Annotated in this window: 15 protein-coding genes; 5 read left to right on the forward strand and 10 right to left on the reverse strand. The window is 59.7% G+C overall.

The features are described from left to right. Positions 1-92: 92 nt before the first annotated feature. Positions 93-1,049 carry a 2-hydroxyacid dehydrogenase gene (locus tag JHD62_RS09470; protein WP_199102680.1) on the reverse strand — a complete coding sequence of 319 codons (957 nt, stop codon included), beginning with the start codon at positions 1,047-1,049 and terminating at the stop codon, positions 93-95. A 114-nt stretch (positions 1,050-1,163) separates the two neighbouring features. Between JHD62_RS09470 and JHD62_RS09475 the strand changes: the two genes are divergently transcribed. Next, complete coding sequence (locus tag JHD62_RS09475; RefSeq protein WP_199102681.1) at positions 1,164-2,312, forward strand: site-specific integrase; 1,149 nt, start codon at positions 1,164-1,166, stop codon at positions 2,310-2,312. A 61-nt stretch (positions 2,313-2,373) separates the two neighbouring features. Beyond that, a complete protein-coding gene (locus JHD62_RS09480) occupies positions 2,374-3,639 on the forward strand; it encodes an Hsp70 family protein (RefSeq protein WP_199102682.1) in 1,266 nt (421 codons plus the stop codon). A gap of 57 nt (positions 3,640-3,696) precedes the next feature. On the opposite strand, the gene JHD62_RS09485 is transcribed toward JHD62_RS09480, so the two are convergent. The 8 genes from JHD62_RS09485 to JHD62_RS09520 all read right to left on the reverse strand — a co-directional run bounded on the left by JHD62_RS09485 (position 3,697) and on the right by JHD62_RS09520 (position 9,555). After that, positions 3,697-4,044 carry a hypothetical protein gene (locus JHD62_RS09485; protein ID WP_045844979.1) on the reverse strand — a complete coding sequence of 116 codons (348 nt, stop codon included), beginning with the start codon at positions 4,042-4,044 and terminating at the stop codon, positions 3,697-3,699. Between the two features lie 120 nt (positions 4,045-4,164). Then, positions 4,165-5,049: a neutral zinc metallopeptidase gene (locus JHD62_RS09490; RefSeq protein ID WP_199102683.1), complete on the reverse strand. Its 885-nt coding sequence runs from the start codon at positions 5,047-5,049 to the stop codon at positions 4,165-4,167. 19 nt (positions 5,050-5,068) lie between these two features. Next, complete coding sequence (locus JHD62_RS09495; RefSeq protein WP_199102684.1) at positions 5,069-5,584, reverse strand: phosphatidylglycerophosphatase A; 516 nt, start codon at positions 5,582-5,584, stop codon at positions 5,069-5,071. Continuing rightward, a complete protein-coding gene (gene thiL / locus JHD62_RS09500) occupies positions 5,568-6,524 on the reverse strand; it encodes a thiamine-phosphate kinase (protein WP_199102685.1) in 957 nt (318 codons plus the stop codon). Before thiL ends, JHD62_RS09495 begins: the two co-directional genes overlap by 17 nt. 70 nt (positions 6,525-6,594) lie before the next feature. After that, the gene (gene nusB, locus JHD62_RS09505; protein ID WP_045844975.1) at positions 6,595-7,041 is read right to left on the reverse strand and encodes a transcription antitermination factor NusB; all 447 of its coding nucleotides are present in this window, start codon (positions 7,039-7,041) and stop codon (positions 6,595-6,597) included. A gap of 44 nt (positions 7,042-7,085) precedes the next feature. Further along, on the reverse strand, positions 7,086-7,553 hold the full coding sequence (gene ribH / locus JHD62_RS09510) for a 6,7-dimethyl-8-ribityllumazine synthase (RefSeq protein WP_045844974.1): 468 nt from the start codon (positions 7,551-7,553) through the stop codon (positions 7,086-7,088). Positions 7,554-7,655: 102 nt separating this feature from the next. Then, positions 7,656-8,762 carry a bifunctional 3,4-dihydroxy-2-butanone-4-phosphate synthase/GTP cyclohydrolase II gene (gene ribBA / locus JHD62_RS09515; RefSeq protein ID WP_199102686.1) on the reverse strand — a complete coding sequence of 369 codons (1,107 nt, stop codon included), beginning with the start codon at positions 8,760-8,762 and terminating at the stop codon, positions 7,656-7,658. A gap of 172 nt (positions 8,763-8,934) precedes the next feature. Next, a complete protein-coding gene (locus JHD62_RS09520) occupies positions 8,935-9,555 on the reverse strand; it encodes a riboflavin synthase subunit alpha (RefSeq protein WP_199102687.1) in 621 nt (206 codons plus the stop codon). A gap of 245 nt (positions 9,556-9,800) precedes the next feature. On the opposite strand from JHD62_RS09520, the gene JHD62_RS09525 reads away from it, so the two are divergent. From JHD62_RS09525 to JHD62_RS09535, 3 genes are read left to right on the forward strand one after another with little or no spacing between them, the layout of a single operon-like run. Further along, a complete protein-coding gene (locus JHD62_RS09525; RefSeq protein ID WP_199102688.1) occupies positions 9,801-11,411 on the forward strand; it encodes a peptide chain release factor 3 in 1,611 nt (536 codons plus the stop codon). Between the two features lie 13 nt (positions 11,412-11,424). Then, entirely contained in the window at positions 11,425-12,300 is an 876-nt protein-coding gene (locus JHD62_RS09530; protein WP_199102689.1) for a mechanosensitive ion channel domain-containing protein, read from the forward strand. Between the two features lie 57 nt (positions 12,301-12,357). Beyond that, positions 12,358-13,002: a TetR/AcrR family transcriptional regulator gene (locus tag JHD62_RS09535; RefSeq protein WP_045844969.1), complete on the forward strand. Its 645-nt coding sequence runs from the start codon at positions 12,358-12,360 to the stop codon at positions 13,000-13,002. A gap of 74 nt (positions 13,003-13,076) precedes the next feature. Here JHD62_RS09535 and JHD62_RS09540 read toward each other — a convergent pair whose 3' ends face one another. Next, positions 13,077-14,228 carry an ABC transporter permease gene (locus tag JHD62_RS09540; RefSeq protein ID WP_199102690.1) on the reverse strand — a complete coding sequence of 384 codons (1,152 nt, stop codon included), beginning with the start codon at positions 14,226-14,228 and terminating at the stop codon, positions 13,077-13,079. Positions 14,229-14,369: the final 141 nt, after the last annotated feature.

Here is a 14,369-nt window from a genome sequence, read left to right on the forward strand (position 1 = left end):
CAGACCCCCTGCACCCTTTTGATGTAAAGCAATCACCTTTGATCTATAGCTGGGCAATCGCACACAATACAAGCCGGGCGCAGCAATTGGGCTCATGATAGACGCAAGGGAGTCAACAAGGGCCGACCCGAGAAATGGGCAAGCAGGTTATCCAGCATCAACCAGGCCATGGCCGTCCGTGTTTCCACGGTAGCGCTGGCCATATGCGGCGTCAGCACCACATTGGGCAAGTCAAACAATGCCTCTGGCACTTGCGGCTCCTGCTCGAAAACATCCAGCCCGGCACCACCCAGGCACCCATCCAGCAGGCGCTCCACCAGCGCAGCCTGATCCACCACCGAACCTCTGGCAACATTGATCAGCACGCCCTCCGGCCCCAAAGCATCCAGCACCCGGCCATCCACCACATGGTGCGTAGCCGTGCCACCCGGCAGCGCCAGAACCAGCACATCAACCGCAGCAGCCATTTCAAGCAGATCGGCATAGTAGGGATAAGCAACATCCACCTTGCGACTGGGGCCGTGGTAGCTCACTTGCATATCAAAGGCTTCAGCACGGCGCGCAATGGCCCTCCCGATATTACCCAGCCCGACAATGCCGCAACGCTTGCCGTACAGGCTGCGTGCCAGAGGAAATCCCCCTTGCAGCCAGCGCCCCTGCCGCACGAACGCATCGGCCTGCACCAGCTGACGGAATACCGCCAGCAACAAGGCCAATGCCGTATCAGCCACACAGCGATCCAGCACGCCCGGCGTGGTGGTGACGGCAATGCCATGCTCTCGCGCATAATCCAGATCAATGGCATCAAATCCCACACCCACGCACGCTACCAGCTCGACAGCAGGCAGCGCCCGCAACAACTTGCGCGCAGCCCCGGCGCCGCCAGTTGTAACCACCGCCCGCACTGCTGGCCACACCTCACCCGCCAACAAGGCGTCCTGCAATTCCCAGCCATGCAGGCAGTCAAACTGCGCACTCAGTTGCGCCATCAAGGCCGGCGCCAAAGGCACGGTAATGAAAATGACCGGCCGATTTGTTTGTTGCATCATTTCATTCACTCCATCAGGGAAAATTCATGCTACCACCCGGTCCGCGGACCAAGCCCGGACTGACATGCAAAATCCTTGTCGCAAGCACGGCCTGCTTCTAGAATCGGGCACAACATGCCAGACACCCTTCCCGTACTTCCAGCAAGCCCGCTACTGATCGCAGCCCAGTCCGACCAACAGGCCGTCCTGCTGTGGCTCAGCGAATTCATGGACCGGCCCGCCACCTTGCGCAGCTACCGCAAGGAGACCGAACGTTTCTTGCTATGGCTCAGCGACCGCAACAAACAATTGCAGCAGGTGCAGCGCGAAGACGTATTGGACTACCAACGCTTCCTGCAGGCCCCATGGCCGCCGGAACGCTGGGTCGGCCCGGCACGCCCGCGCCAGCACCCGCACTGGAAGCCATTCACCGGCCCACTGCAGCCTGGCAGCATCCGGCAGGCACTCACCGTCTTGTCTGCCTTGTTCAGCTACCTGAGCGAGGCAGGCTACCGCCGCGGCAACCCGTTCAAGCTGGTGCGCAAGCGCCAGCAGGCAGCAACACTGCCGGTGGAGCGCTTCTTCGACCAGCAAAGCTGGCAGGCCATCCTGCACGCCATCGACACACTTCCCGTCGAATCGCGCCGCGACCAGCAGCAGGCAGCACGTGCGCGCTGGCTGATTACCCTGCTCTATCTGACCGGCGCAAGACGCCAGGAAGTTGCACAGGCCAGAATGGGCGACTTCAGCCAGCGCCGTCAGCAATGGTGGTGGCGTGTACAGGGCAAGGGCGGCAGCCATGCCGACATTCCGGTTTCTGACGAACTGATGACTGCCATGGCCGCTTATCGAAACAGCCTGGGGCTGAGCACACAGCCGGAGCATCAGGAGGACACACCACTGGCTTGCAAGCTGCCCGGAGCCAAGTACCAGCCTTTGCAGGCCATCAGTGACAAGGCCATTTATCTGATCTGTCGTGAAGTATTTCAACGCGCCGCCAGCCAAAGCGCTGACGAAGCGGTGCGCAGCCGCCTGATACAAGCCAGCACACACTGGCTGCGCCACACCGCTGCCAGTCATCAGCTGGATGCCGGCATCCCCTTGCTGATGGTGAGCCAGAACATGCGTCACGCCAGCATACAGACCACCCGTCGCTACCTGCACAGCGAAGACGATGCCCGCCACGCAGCCACCGGCCTGCACCGCATGCAGGAGCGGGAAACCGATATGGAAACAGCCCTGAAACCGGACCGCAGCGCGCAAACAGACAGCAACACACCCTAAGGCCTCTTCCCAAAATGGCCGGTTCCGCGTACCATCCCGCCTCGCTTTTCGGGATGGAATCATGAATACAAGCAGCGCTGCGCGGGCATGCGGCATCGACTTTGGCACCTCAAACTCCACCGTTGGCTGGCTGCGCCCCGGCGCGGACACGCTGATTGCACTGGAAGACGGCAAGATCACCCTGCCCTCGGTTGTTTTCTTCAACTACGAAGAAGACCACTCGGTGTTTGGCCGCAAGGCATTGCTGGAATATACCGAAGGCTACGAAGGCCGCCTGATGCGCTCCCTCAAGAGCCTGCTGGGCAGCAGCCTGATCGACAGCCAGACCGAAGTGCAAGGCCGCGCGCTGCCGTTCCGCCACCTGCTTACCCTGTTCATCCAGGAAGTCAAACAACGTGCTGACCGGGCCGCAGGCCGCCCGTTCGAGCAAGTGGTGCTTGGTCGCCCGGTGTTCTTTGTCGACGACAACCCCAAGGCCGACGCACTGGCTGAAGAAACCCTGGCCCAGATTGCCCGCCAGGTAGGCTTCAAGGACATTTCCTTCCAGTTTGAGCCGCTGGCTGCTGCATTCGACTACGAATCCTCCATCACCCGTGAAGAACTGGTGCTGATCGTGGATATCGGCGGCGGCACCTCGGACTTTTCCCTGGTACGCCTGTCACCGGAACGCCGCCTGCTGGATGACCGTCGCGCCGATATTCTGGCCACCGGCGGCGTACACATCGGCGGGACGGATTTCGACAAGCAACTGAGCCTGCACGGCGTGATGCCGCTGTTCGGCTTCAAGAGCCGCCTGCGCAACAATGCCGAAATGCCCTCGGCGCAATACTTCAATCTGGCTACCTGGCACACCATCAACTTTGCCTACACCCGCAAGGCATGGATGGACTTGCAGGATATTCATCGCGACGTGGAAGACCCGCGCGCCTTCGACCGTCTGTTCAAGCTGATCCAGGAACGCGCCGGCCACTGGCTGGCCATGCAGGTGGAAGAGGCCAAGATTGCCCTGTCCGGCAGCGACAGCCACCGCCTTGACCTGGAGCTGATCGAAGACGGCCTGTATGCCGAGCTGCTGCGCGAACAGTTCAACAACAGCATTGCCAGCATGCTGGGACAAATCGGCAAAACCATCGACAAGCTGCTGCAGGATGCCGATATCCAGGCCAGCCAGATCGATACCGTGTTTTTTACTGGCGGCTCCAGCGGCGTACCGGCGCTGCGCCAGTGTGTGCAGGACCAGCTACCCAATGCCCGCCATGTGGAAGGCAATCTGTTTGGCAGCATCGGCAGCGGTCTTGCCATCGAAGCAAGAAAACGTTACGGCTGATGCCCAAACAAAAAGGCTGCCCCACTGGAGCAGCCTTTTTTACTATCCCGAACCGTATCAGCCCTGCCGTTTGCGCGAGGCTTTTTTTCCGCCTGGCGGCAGTTCAAAACCAAACAACATGCCGGTGCGGCCGGTTTGCGACTGGCAGGCAATCTGCAAGGCACGGTTGATCGCTTCTTTCTTGCTCACCCCCCACCACTCGATCATCTTGTCCAGCGACTTCTGCGCATCGCGACTCAGCTCCACAGTCACCGACAGCTCTTGCAGGCGATTACGGCGCTGCTCGCGGCTGCGGCGCTTGCGTTCGGCCACCGTCATGGCGCGCTCACCCAAGGGCTTGCGTCCAGGCTTTTTCTGCACGCCGCCGATCAGGTCAAAAGTGTAGTGATCGCAGGGATCTTTCATTGGATGGGTGACGGGTCACAATCAAGAGGGGCGCAAGAATACCACAAAGCCGCAGCAGATGGGGCAGACCGGCCTGCGGCACGTGCAATTAAGCGCATCGCATAAGCCACAGAGAAATACTTACAAAGGGTTGGCCGCGAAGGTATCGCACTGCGCGATATCACCACTGTCAAAGCCGCGCCTGAACCAGCGCACGCGCTGCTCGCTGCTGCCGTGAGTAAAGCTGTCCGGCACCACGGCATGACCGGCAGAACGTTGCAGGGTATCGTCGCCAATCTTCGACGCCGCATTGAGCGCAGTTTCCAGATCGCCCGTCTCCAGAATGTGGCGCGCCTTGTCGGCATGACTACCCCACACCCCGGCAAAGCAATCGGCCTGCAACTCCAGCCGCACCGACAGTGCATTGGACTTGCGCTCCGAAGCTCCACGCCGCGCCGCATCCACCTTGCCGGAAATGCCCAGCAGGTTTTGCACGTGGTGACCCACCTCATGGGCAATCACATACGCCTCGGCAAACTCACCCGGCGCACCCAGTTGCTGGTTCAGCGTGCGATAGAACGCCAGGTCGATATACACCTTGCGATCGGCTGGGCAGTAAAACGGCCCCATGGCTGACTCACCGCGCCCACAGGCGGTGGGCGTGCTGTTGCTGAACATGACCAGCCTGGGCCGCTCGTAACTGCCGCCACGCTGCTGGAAAATCTGTCCCCATACGTCTTCGGTATCAGCCAGCACCACCCGCACCAGCTTGGCTTCGCGCTCTTCTTCGGCAGAATGCACTTTGGGCTGATGCGGCTGGGTCTGCACCTGCTGATGACCGCCGCCACTCAGGGCGGAAATCACCTGCAAGGGGTTGGCACCAAAAACCAGCCAGGCCACCAGACCAATGGCCACCGTACCCAGCCCTATGCTGCCGCCACCAAGACTGAAGCCGCCAGAGGAGCCGCTTTCTTCGTCGCGCCTGTCCTCGACATTGTCACTTTCGCGATTGCCATCCCACCGCATGAAGCTCTCCTTGCAAAAATCAGACCGGCAGCCAGCTTGCCAGCAGCGCCTGCACCACCAGGGCAAAACCGGCGGCAATGATGTCGTCCAGCATCACACCGAAACCACCATGCACGCGCCGGTCGAACCAGCCTATCGGCCAGGGTTTTACAATATCAAACAGACGGAACAGCGCAAAGGCCAGCAGCCAGCCTGCCCAACCAGCCGGTGCCCAGGCCAGCACCAGCAGCATGGCTACTACTTCGTCCCACACAATGCCACCGTAGTCGTGCACACCCAGCGCATCGCCGGTCTTCTGGCAAGCCCACACACCCAGCACAAACAGCGGCACGCACAGCAGGCTGATCAGCAAGGGCCCGGCACCCAGCGCCAGCAACAGGAAAAAAAGCGGATAGGCCACCAGCGTACCCCAGGTGCCCGGTGCCTTGCGGGCCAGGCCGCTGCCAAAGCCAAAAGCCAGCAAATGCGCCGGATGGCGCATGAGAAATGCCCAATCCGGGCGGAAGGCCGGAGCCTGCTTATGCGAAGTGGTCATAACCCGCCTTTTTCAATGTCATCGCTGCGCCCTGCCCATCCAGCAGGCGCACGCCGCTGCCCGCCACGATATGGCCGATACGCGTCACCCTGCAGCCTGCCGCCCTGCCAGCCGCCTCCACGGTTGTGCGAGCTGCTGCTGGCGTGGTGAAGCACAGCTCGTAATCATCGCCGCCCGCGGCCAGATAATCCAGCCAGCGCGCGCGCTCGGCTTCCAGCTGCGGCAAGGATGGCAGGCTGTCGGCCCGGATTTCCGCCGCCACGCCAGAAGCAGTCAGGATATGCCCCAGATCAGCCAATAGCCCGTCTGACACATCAGCCGCCGCATGCGCCACGCCAAGCAGGGCCTGCCCCAGCTCCAGCCGCGGCACCGGAAAATCCAGCTTGCACTGACAAGCCGCCAGTACATCCTCACTCAAGCCAGCGTCTGCCAGCAGCCCATTACGCACGGCAACGGCGATGGCACCCAGGCCCAGCTCACCACTCACCCACACATCATCGCCCACTTGCGCAGCATCGCGCCGCAAGGCCTGGCCTTGCGGTGTTTCACCCATGATGGTGACGGACAGTGTCAGCGGCCCGCGCGTGGTGTCGCCACCAGCCAGCTCCACGCCATATTGCCCGGCCAGCGCAAACAGGCCACGGCTGAAATCGCGCGCCCAGGCTTCGTCCAGCTTAGGCAAGGCCAGTGACAGGAAAGCCCAGCGCGGCTTCGCACCCATGGCTGCCATGTCTGACAGATTCACTGCCAAGGTTTTGTGCCCCAAGGCTTGCGGACTGACATCGGCAAAGAAATGCCGCCCTTCCACCAGCATGTCGACAGAAACATGCAGGTCCTGCCCCGGTGTCGGGCGCAGGATGGCGGCATCATCGCCGACACCCAGTACCGCAGAGGGGGCCGGGCGGGTGAAGTACTGGCGAATCAGGTCGAATTCATTCATGTAGATAGATTCCGGGTCTGGATGCAAAAACACCCGCCGTAGCGGGTGTCAGCATCAGACATCAGCGTCATCAGCCCTGACGACGTGAACGCTGCGAGGCAACCTCGTCAGCACGTACATCAGCAGCCAGCTTGTCCAACACGCCATTGACGAATTTATGGCCGTCGGTGCCACCAAAAGTTTTGGTGATTTCAATGGCTTCGTTGATGATGACCGGGTACGGAGTTTCCGGATGCTGGGTCAGTTCCAGTGCAGCCATCAGTAGCACGGCACGTTCCACCGGGCTGACTTCTTCTTCGTTGCGTTCGTAGTACGGGCGGATCTGGCCGGACAACAGCGGCACATCCTTCAGTACACCGTACAGTACTGCGCGGAACAGGGTTTCATCCGCCTTGGCGAAGTATTCGTTTTCGCGCAGGTGCTTTTCAATCAGCGAAGCCGGACGATCCGGATTCAATTCCCATTCATAAATGCCCTGAACGGCAAATTCGCGGGCACGGCGACGGGCGGTTTTCATATCGGTTTCCTAAAAAGAGCAAGTGAGCGGCAAGCCCGCAAGAGTCAGCCGCGCAGCGTTTTGTGCAGATTGGCCATTTCCACCGCAACGCGGGCTGCGTCGCGGCCTTTTTCCAGCATGCGTACTTCAGCCTGCTCGTCATTCTCGGTGGTGAGGATGGCATTGGCGATGGGGATGTCGAAGTCCAGACCGACACGGGTCACACCAGCACCGGATTCATTGGAAACCAGCTCGAAGTGGTAGGTTTCGCCACGAATGATGGCACCCAGCGCCACCAGCGCGTCGAACTTGCCACTCTTGGCCATGGTTTGCAGCACCAGCGGCACTTCCAGAGCACCCGGCACAGTGGCCAGGGTTACATCGGCGGCGGCCACACCCAGCGTTTTCAGCTCGGCCAGGCAAGCATCACGCAGGCCATGGCAAACCTCTTCGGTAAAGCGGGCCTGAACGATACCGACCTTGAGGCCTTGACCGTTGAAATCGGGGGCAATGCGCTGGATAGCTTCAAGCATTTGAGTCCTCACGGCAAAAATCAGATAAGGCAATCAGATAAGCCCCTGACAGCCGGGCTAGCGGCGCCATCAGGGGATGGTCATGACGGAAAACCGGTTATTTTAACCGATTTCGATATGAAAGTGTTCAGGCTGGCAAAATCCGGTTACTTCCAGATTGAAACCGGCCATCGACGGTACGTTCAGCGGCGGCGACATCAGCTTCATCTTGCCTACGCCCAGCGATTTGAGCATTTGCGCACCCACGCCGAAGGTCTTGCCGTCCCAGGGCGAGCGTTTCACATTCTGCCCCAGCGCACGCTGCAGCAGGTCGTCACCGGTTTCATCGCGATACAGCAGAATGACCACGCCCTTGCCGGCTTCGTCGATAGCTTCCAGCGCACCAGGCACCGTCCAGGAGTGCGGACGCGAAGTCGGGTCCAGCACATCCATGATGGACAGCGGCTCGTGCACGCGAACCAGGGTTTCCTCGTTTTCGTCCAGCTTGCCCTTAACCAGTGCCAGATGGGTTTCGCGGGTGGTGACATCGCGGAATACATGCAGATCGAACGCACCGAACGGTGTTTCCACCGGGCGCTGACCCACTTCCTCCACCAGCGATTCGGTACGGCTGCGGTAATGGATGAGATCGGCGATGGTGCCTACCTTCAGGCCGTGCGTCTTGGCAAAGGCCAGCAATTCCGGCATGCGTGCCATGGTGCCGTCATCGTTCATGATTTCGCAGATCACCCCGGCAGGCTCCAGGCCAGCCAGCATCGGCAGGTCGCAGGCCGCTTCGGTATGGCCGGCACGAATCAGCACACCACCGTTTTGCGCCTTGAGCGGGAAGATATGGCCAGGCTGTACCAGATCACTGGCCTTGGCATTGCGCGCCACGGCGGCCTGCACGGTTTTGGCGCGGTCGGCAGCGGAAATGCCGGTGGTGACACCTTCGGCTGCTTCGATGGAGACAGTGAAGTTGGTACCGAAAGATGTGCCGTTATTGGCTGCCATCATCGGCAGTTCCAGCAGCTTGCAACGCTGCTCGGTCAGGGTAAGGCAGATCAGGCCGCGAGCATGCTTGGCCATGAAATTGATGGCTTCCGGCGTGACGAACTCGGCCGCCATCACGATATCGCCTTCGTTTTCCCTGTCTTCCGCATCAGCCAGCACCACCATCTTGCCTGCCTTGATATCGGCAATGATGTCCTGCACCGGAGAAATAACCATTTGCTGCATCCTTATATCGGGTTTGCGCCACCCGGCATGCCAGGTAGGCAATAAAATCTGTAGCAACAGGCCGATTTGCAGCCTGTTCACGGCGAAAACCGCCCACGTATTTAATAAAACATGGAGACAATCAGGCCAGCATCAAGCCATCGGGCCAGATTTTTATCCAATTTCAAATGGCAAAAGAATTGCGCTGCGCCAGCACCCGCTCCACGGTATCGACAATGGCCTGGGTTTGCGGGTCGATTTCGATGTTGATGGCATCGCCCGGTTGGCGGAACTGGATGATGGTGCGCTCCAGCGTTTCCGGAATCAGGTGCACGCAAAAGCGGTTGCCATCCACAGAACCAATGGTGAGGCTGCAACCGTCAATACCGATATAGCCCTTGGCAAACACATATTTGGTGAATTCTGCCGGCAGGCTGAACCATACCGTGCAGTTGTTCGGCGAGCGGATAACTTCCTCCACCCGCGCCAGGCAAATGATGTGACCGGACATGGCATGGCCGCCGATTTCATCGCCAAACTTCGCCGCGCGCTCCACATTCACCCTGTCGCCCACTTGCAAAACACCCAGATTGGTCAGCCGCAGGGTTTCGGCCATCAGGTCGAAGGCCACCAGGTCCTCATTCACCTCGGTCACGGTCAGGCAGCAGCCGTTGTGCGCAATGGACGCGCCCAGCTCGATACCGCCGGTCAGCGCCTGCGGAAGCCTTACCACATGACGACGAAAATCCTGCTTTTCCTCGATGGCCACCACCTCGGCCATGCCCTGCACGATACCGGTAAACATGCCTGCTCCTGTTCTATCCTGCCTGCCGGTCAATACCGGCAACGAAACACTGATGATAACCAAATCATGCCACGCTGCCGACCCGCTTTCCCGCCCTGGCCAGGCCTTCATGGTAAAAAGTGCCGCTATCTTGCTGATGTGAAAAAGAAAAACCGGCGCAAACTATTTGCAGCGCCCGAGGTTTTGTTGTGCGCAGCTATCCTGTAAAATCACCGCCTTCTCAAGATCAAGCCTGTTCCTAATCCATGTCCGCAGAATTGTCCCGCATTGCCGAGGAAGTGGCGCGCCGCCGCACCTTCGCCATCATTTCCCACCCTGACGCCGGTAAAACCACGCTCACCGAAAAACTGCTGCTGTTTTCAGGCGCCATCCAGATGGCCGGTACGGTAAAAGGCAAGAAGGGTGGCAAGTTTGCCACCTCGGACTGGATGGAAATCGAAAAGCAACGTGGCATTTCGGTAGCCTCCTCGGTCATGCAGTTCGACTACCGCGAGCACACCGTCAACCTGCTGGACACCCCGGGCCACCAGGACTTCTCGGAAGATACCTACCGCGTGCTCACCGCCGTGGACAGCGCGCTGATGGTGATTGACGCTGCCAAGGGTGTGGAAGAGCAAACCATCAAGCTGCTGAATGTCTGCCGTCTGCGCAACACCCCCATCGTCACCTTCATGAACAAGTACGACCGTGAAGTGCGCGATTCGCTGGAATTGCTGGACGAAGTGGAAAACGTGCTGAAAATCCGCTGCGCGCCCATCACCTGGCCTATCGGCATGGGCAAGACCTTCCGCGGCGTGTACAGCCTGCTGAACGACGAAGTCATCCTGTTTGAAGCCGGCAGCGAAAAACTGATCAGCGATATCGAAGTGATCAAGGGCATCGACAACCCGCGCCTGGACGAGCTGTTTCCGCTGGAAATGGACAATCTGCGCATGGAGATCGAACTGGTCAAGGGCGCGTCCAACGAATGGAATCTGGAAGAATTCCTGGCTGGCGAACTCACCCCGGTGTTCTTTGGCTCGGCCATCAACAACTTTGGCGTGCGCGAAATCCTGGATGCCCTGATCAACTGGGCCCCGGCCCCGCAAGACCGTGACGCCACCGTGCGCATGGTGAGCCCGACCGAAGGCAAGTTCTCTGGCTTCGTGTTCAAGATCCAGGCCAATATGGACCCCAAGCACCGCGACCGCATTGCGTTCTTGCGCGTGTGTTCCGGCCAGTTCGAGCGCGGCATGAAAATGAAGCACCTGCGCCTGAACCGTGAGATTGCCGCCTCCAGCGTGGTGACTTTCATGTCGCATGACCGCGAGATCGTGGAAGAAGCCTTTGCCGGCGACATCATCGGCATCCCCAACCACGGCAATATCCAGATTGGCGACAGCTTTTCCTCGGGCGAAGAACTGGCCTTCACCGGCATTCCCTTCTTTGCGCCGGAACTGTTCCGCTCGGTACGCATCAAGAACCCGCTGAAACTGAAGCAGCTGCAAAAAGGCCTGCAACAGCTGGGCGAGGAAGGCGCGGTACAGGTATTCAAGCCACATAGCGGCGGCGACCTGATCCTGGGTGCTGTTGGAGTGCTGCAGTACGAAGTGGTGGCCAGCCGCCTGGCGGCGGAATACAGCGTGGACGCGGTGTTTGAATCCGCCAGCATCTGGTCGGCGCGCTGGTTTACCTGCAGCGACCGCAAGAAGCTGGATGAATTCATCAAGGCCCTGCAAATGAACATTGCCACCGACGCCGGCGGCAACCTGGCTTATCTGGCCCCCAACCGCGTCAACCTGCAACTGACGCAGGAACGCTGGCCGGACATCGTGTTCCACGAAACCCGTGAACACGCGGTCAAGCTGAACGACTGAGCCTGACAGCGCCATGTCCGAACTGATCGACCTGTTGCGTCAGCTGCGCACCGATTACAGCCACGAAATCGTGCGCTCGCTGATGCTGGTGACCGTGCTGGTGCTGATCCGCGTCGTGGTGGGGCATATCCTGTCCAGCAACGTCAGCGTGCCGGTGGAGGAGCGCCGTCGCTGGTCGGTCTCCACCCGCAATGTGCTGTTCATTTCCGGCCTGGCCGGGATAGGCCTGATCTGGGCGGAAGAGCTGCAAACCATCGCGGTGTCCATGCTGGCCTTTGCCGCAGCGCTGATTCTGGCCACCAAGGAGCTGATTTTGTGCGTGTCGGGCTTCGTGGTGCGCCACGCGTCCAACAGCTACAGCCTGGGGGATCATATCGAGGTGGGCAATATACGCGGCCGGGTAGTGGATATCGGTCTGTTGTCCACCACGGTGATGGAGATAGGGCCGCAGCACAATGCCCACCAGATGACCGGCCGCGCCCTTACCTTTCCCAACAGCCTGCTGCTGTCCAATGCGGTGATCCGGGAAAATTACATGGGCGACTATGTAATGCACATCATCAATGTGCCGGTGGGTTACCAGATTCCTCCTACCCGCGCCCAGCACCTGTTGCTGGCGGCGGCAGAAGAGCATTGCCAGCAGCACGTGGCAGCCGCCAAGGTACACATGGAACGCATGGCCGAGCGTTACCTGGTGGACACCCCTTCGGTGGAGCCGCGTATCGGCATGCAGGCGGTGGACGAAAAGCGCTACCAGCTGATTCTGCGTATCGCCATTCCGGCCAAGGAGCGGCAGCGCATCGAGCAGGCCATCATTTATCAGTTCATGGCTGCCTGTTATCCCGATACGGCCACGGCAGGGCTAACCGCAAGCCAGTCAAATAATTAGAGCTTAAACTCCAAACAGCAGTTATAATCTGCGCTTGCCCCATTGCTTCGGTGCCTCATGAGCAAACCCCGCATCAAGACCTACGACCGCATCATTCAGGAAAGCCTGAAACTGTTCAATGAACAGGGCGAGCGCAATATCACCACCAATCATATCGCTGCTCATCTGGGCATCAGTCCGGGCAATCTGTACTACCACTTCCGCAACAAGGAAGAGATCGTCTACCAGATCTTCCTGATGTACCGCGACTTCATCAATCAGCGCCTGGCAGTGCCGGAAGAGCGAGACATGACCGTGGCGGACCTGGTGAATTATCTGGACACCGCTTTTCTCGCGATGTGGCAGTTCCGTTTCATGTTCTACGACCTGCCGGGCATGCTGGCGCGCAGCCCGCAGTTGCAGTCGGAGTACCACCAGTTCGTCAATACCGAACTGAAAGGCATTCTGGGCGAACATTTCCGCGAGTTCATCCGCCTGGGTCTGCTCAAGATGGACGAAGAAGACATCGAGGCCGTCAGCATCAATATCTGGCTGGTGGTGAAATTCTGGTTTGCCTTCGAGCAGACTTCACGGCCCAAGTCGCCCATTACCGAGGCTTCAGGCCATCGCGGTGTACGTCAGGTGATGGCGCTGCTCAAGCCTTATGTACAGCCGGATTTCATGGCAGCCTTCCAGCAGCTGCAAGCACGCCACGCAGGCTGAACAGCAACAGGGTGAAACACAAGGCCGTTTCCATATGGAAACGGCCTTGTCGCATCTCACACTGCCAGTCAGGCTTAATCAAACTGACGACGAAACAGCAGCAAGCCCGCCCCGAACACCAGCACGCCAATGCCGCCCATGCCCAGAATGGCACTCTGCAAGTCTGCCAGCCCCTGCCCTTTGAGCAGAATCCCGAAGGCAATGTCCAGGTAGTAATGCAGCGGCGAGGCAAACATCAGGCCGCGCAACCAGCCGGGCATGGCTTCCGGTGGCGTCCAGGCACCAGACAAAAACAGCATGGGTGCCAGAATCAGAATCGACAGCATGCCCGCCTGCGCCAGATTGCGCGCAATGGTGGCGGCAAACAGCCCCAGCCCGGCGGTAGTGAACACATACAGGCCGGACAGGACAAAAAACAGCAGCAGACTGCCCTTTACCGGAATGGCAAATACCGGAATCAGCACCAGGAACAGGCTGAGCGCCACGCCGCATAAAATCACCCCGGTCATCGACACCACCTTGGGCAGCAAGATGCCGAACGGGGATAGCGGCGACACGATCAACTGCTCCACCGTGCCACGCTCCTTCTCGCGCACCATGGCGGCCGCGGGCAGCAGTACGGCAAACACGGTGGCAATGTTCAGCATTTCCGATATTCCCATGAACCAGCTGTCTTCCTGATTGGGGTTGTACCAGACACGGATATCGTTCTGCACTTGTGGCAGATTACGGGTGGCCGCCTCCCCCATGCCCAGCCGCTGCATCGCACTTTCCAGCCCGTACTGACTGACAATCTGCTGCGCATGGCTGGTGGCGAGGAACCCCAGCACCGAATTGGTGGTATCCACCTGCATGGCCAGACTGGTGGGCTGGCCATTGGACAGATCCCGGCCAAACTGGGGCGGCACCGACAGCACCAGCATGGCACGGCCCTGATCCAGCGCCGCCAGCGCGGCAGCATCCTGGGACACCGTACCGTCGATACGGAAATAAGGCTGCTGGAAGCGGGAGAGCAGTTCGCGGGACTGCGGGCTGTGGTCCAGGTCCTGCACCAGTGTGGCGGCATGGTTCAGGGACAAGGACACACCGGACGCCGCCAGAAAGATATCCGCGGTAAAGGCATAGACGATAAAGGCCAGCAATACCCGGTCACGCCCCAGCTGCTTCAGTTCCTTCATCAGCATGACGGCAAAGCGCCGCCAGGCCAGTTGCCATTGTGCGTTCATATGTTCGGCCTCTTGCTGAACAACTGATAGCCGGCGGCAAACAGCAGGCAGGCGTACAGCGCCAGCACCGCCAACGGCCGCCACAAGGACATCAGCCCCACCCCTTTCAGGAAGCAGCCCACCACGATGTCGGTGTAATAC

The organism is Aquitalea sp. ASV11 (assembly GCF_016429185.1).
GTDB classification, from domain to species: Bacteria; Pseudomonadota; Gammaproteobacteria; order Burkholderiales; family Chromobacteriaceae; genus Aquitalea; species Aquitalea pelogenes.

Bases quoted from the DNA above. Each gene is read 5' to 3' on its own strand.
- JHD62_RS09470 (WP_199102680.1), bottom strand. From the start codon at position 1,049: ATGATGCAACAAACAAATCGGCCGGTCATTTTCATTACCGTGCCTTTG.
- JHD62_RS09475 (WP_199102681.1), top strand. From the start codon at position 1,164: ATGCCAGACACCCTTCCCGTACTTCCAGCAAGCCCGCTACTGATCGCA.
- JHD62_RS09480 (WP_199102682.1), top strand. From the start codon at position 2,374: ATGAATACAAGCAGCGCTGCGCGGGCATGCGGCATCGACTTTGGCACC.
- JHD62_RS09485 (WP_045844979.1), bottom strand. From the start codon at position 4,044: ATGAAAGATCCCTGCGATCACTACACTTTTGACCTGATCGGCGGCGTG.
- JHD62_RS09490 (WP_199102683.1), bottom strand. From the start codon at position 5,049: ATGCGGTGGGATGGCAATCGCGAAAGTGACAATGTCGAGGACAGGCGC.
- JHD62_RS09495 (WP_199102684.1), bottom strand. From the start codon at position 5,584: ATGACCACTTCGCATAAGCAGGCTCCGGCCTTCCGCCCGGATTGGGCA.
- thiL (WP_199102685.1), bottom strand. From the start codon at position 6,524: ATGAATGAATTCGACCTGATTCGCCAGTACTTCACCCGCCCGGCCCCC.
- nusB (WP_045844975.1), bottom strand. From the start codon at position 7,041: ATGAAAACCGCCCGTCGCCGTGCCCGCGAATTTGCCGTTCAGGGCATT.
- ribH (WP_045844974.1), bottom strand. From the start codon at position 7,553: ATGCTTGAAGCTATCCAGCGCATTGCCCCCGATTTCAACGGTCAAGGC.
- ribBA (WP_199102686.1), bottom strand. From the start codon at position 8,762: ATGGTTATTTCTCCGGTGCAGGACATCATTGCCGATATCAAGGCAGGC.
- JHD62_RS09520 (WP_199102687.1), bottom strand. From the start codon at position 9,555: ATGTTTACCGGTATCGTGCAGGGCATGGCCGAGGTGGTGGCCATCGAG.
- JHD62_RS09525 (WP_199102688.1), top strand. From the start codon at position 9,801: ATGTCCGCAGAATTGTCCCGCATTGCCGAGGAAGTGGCGCGCCGCCGC.
- JHD62_RS09530 (WP_199102689.1), top strand. From the start codon at position 11,425: ATGTCCGAACTGATCGACCTGTTGCGTCAGCTGCGCACCGATTACAGC.
- JHD62_RS09535 (WP_045844969.1), top strand. From the start codon at position 12,358: ATGAGCAAACCCCGCATCAAGACCTACGACCGCATCATTCAGGAAAGC.
- JHD62_RS09540 (WP_199102690.1), bottom strand. From the start codon at position 14,228: ATGAACGCACAATGGCAACTGGCCTGGCGGCGCTTTGCCGTCATGCTG.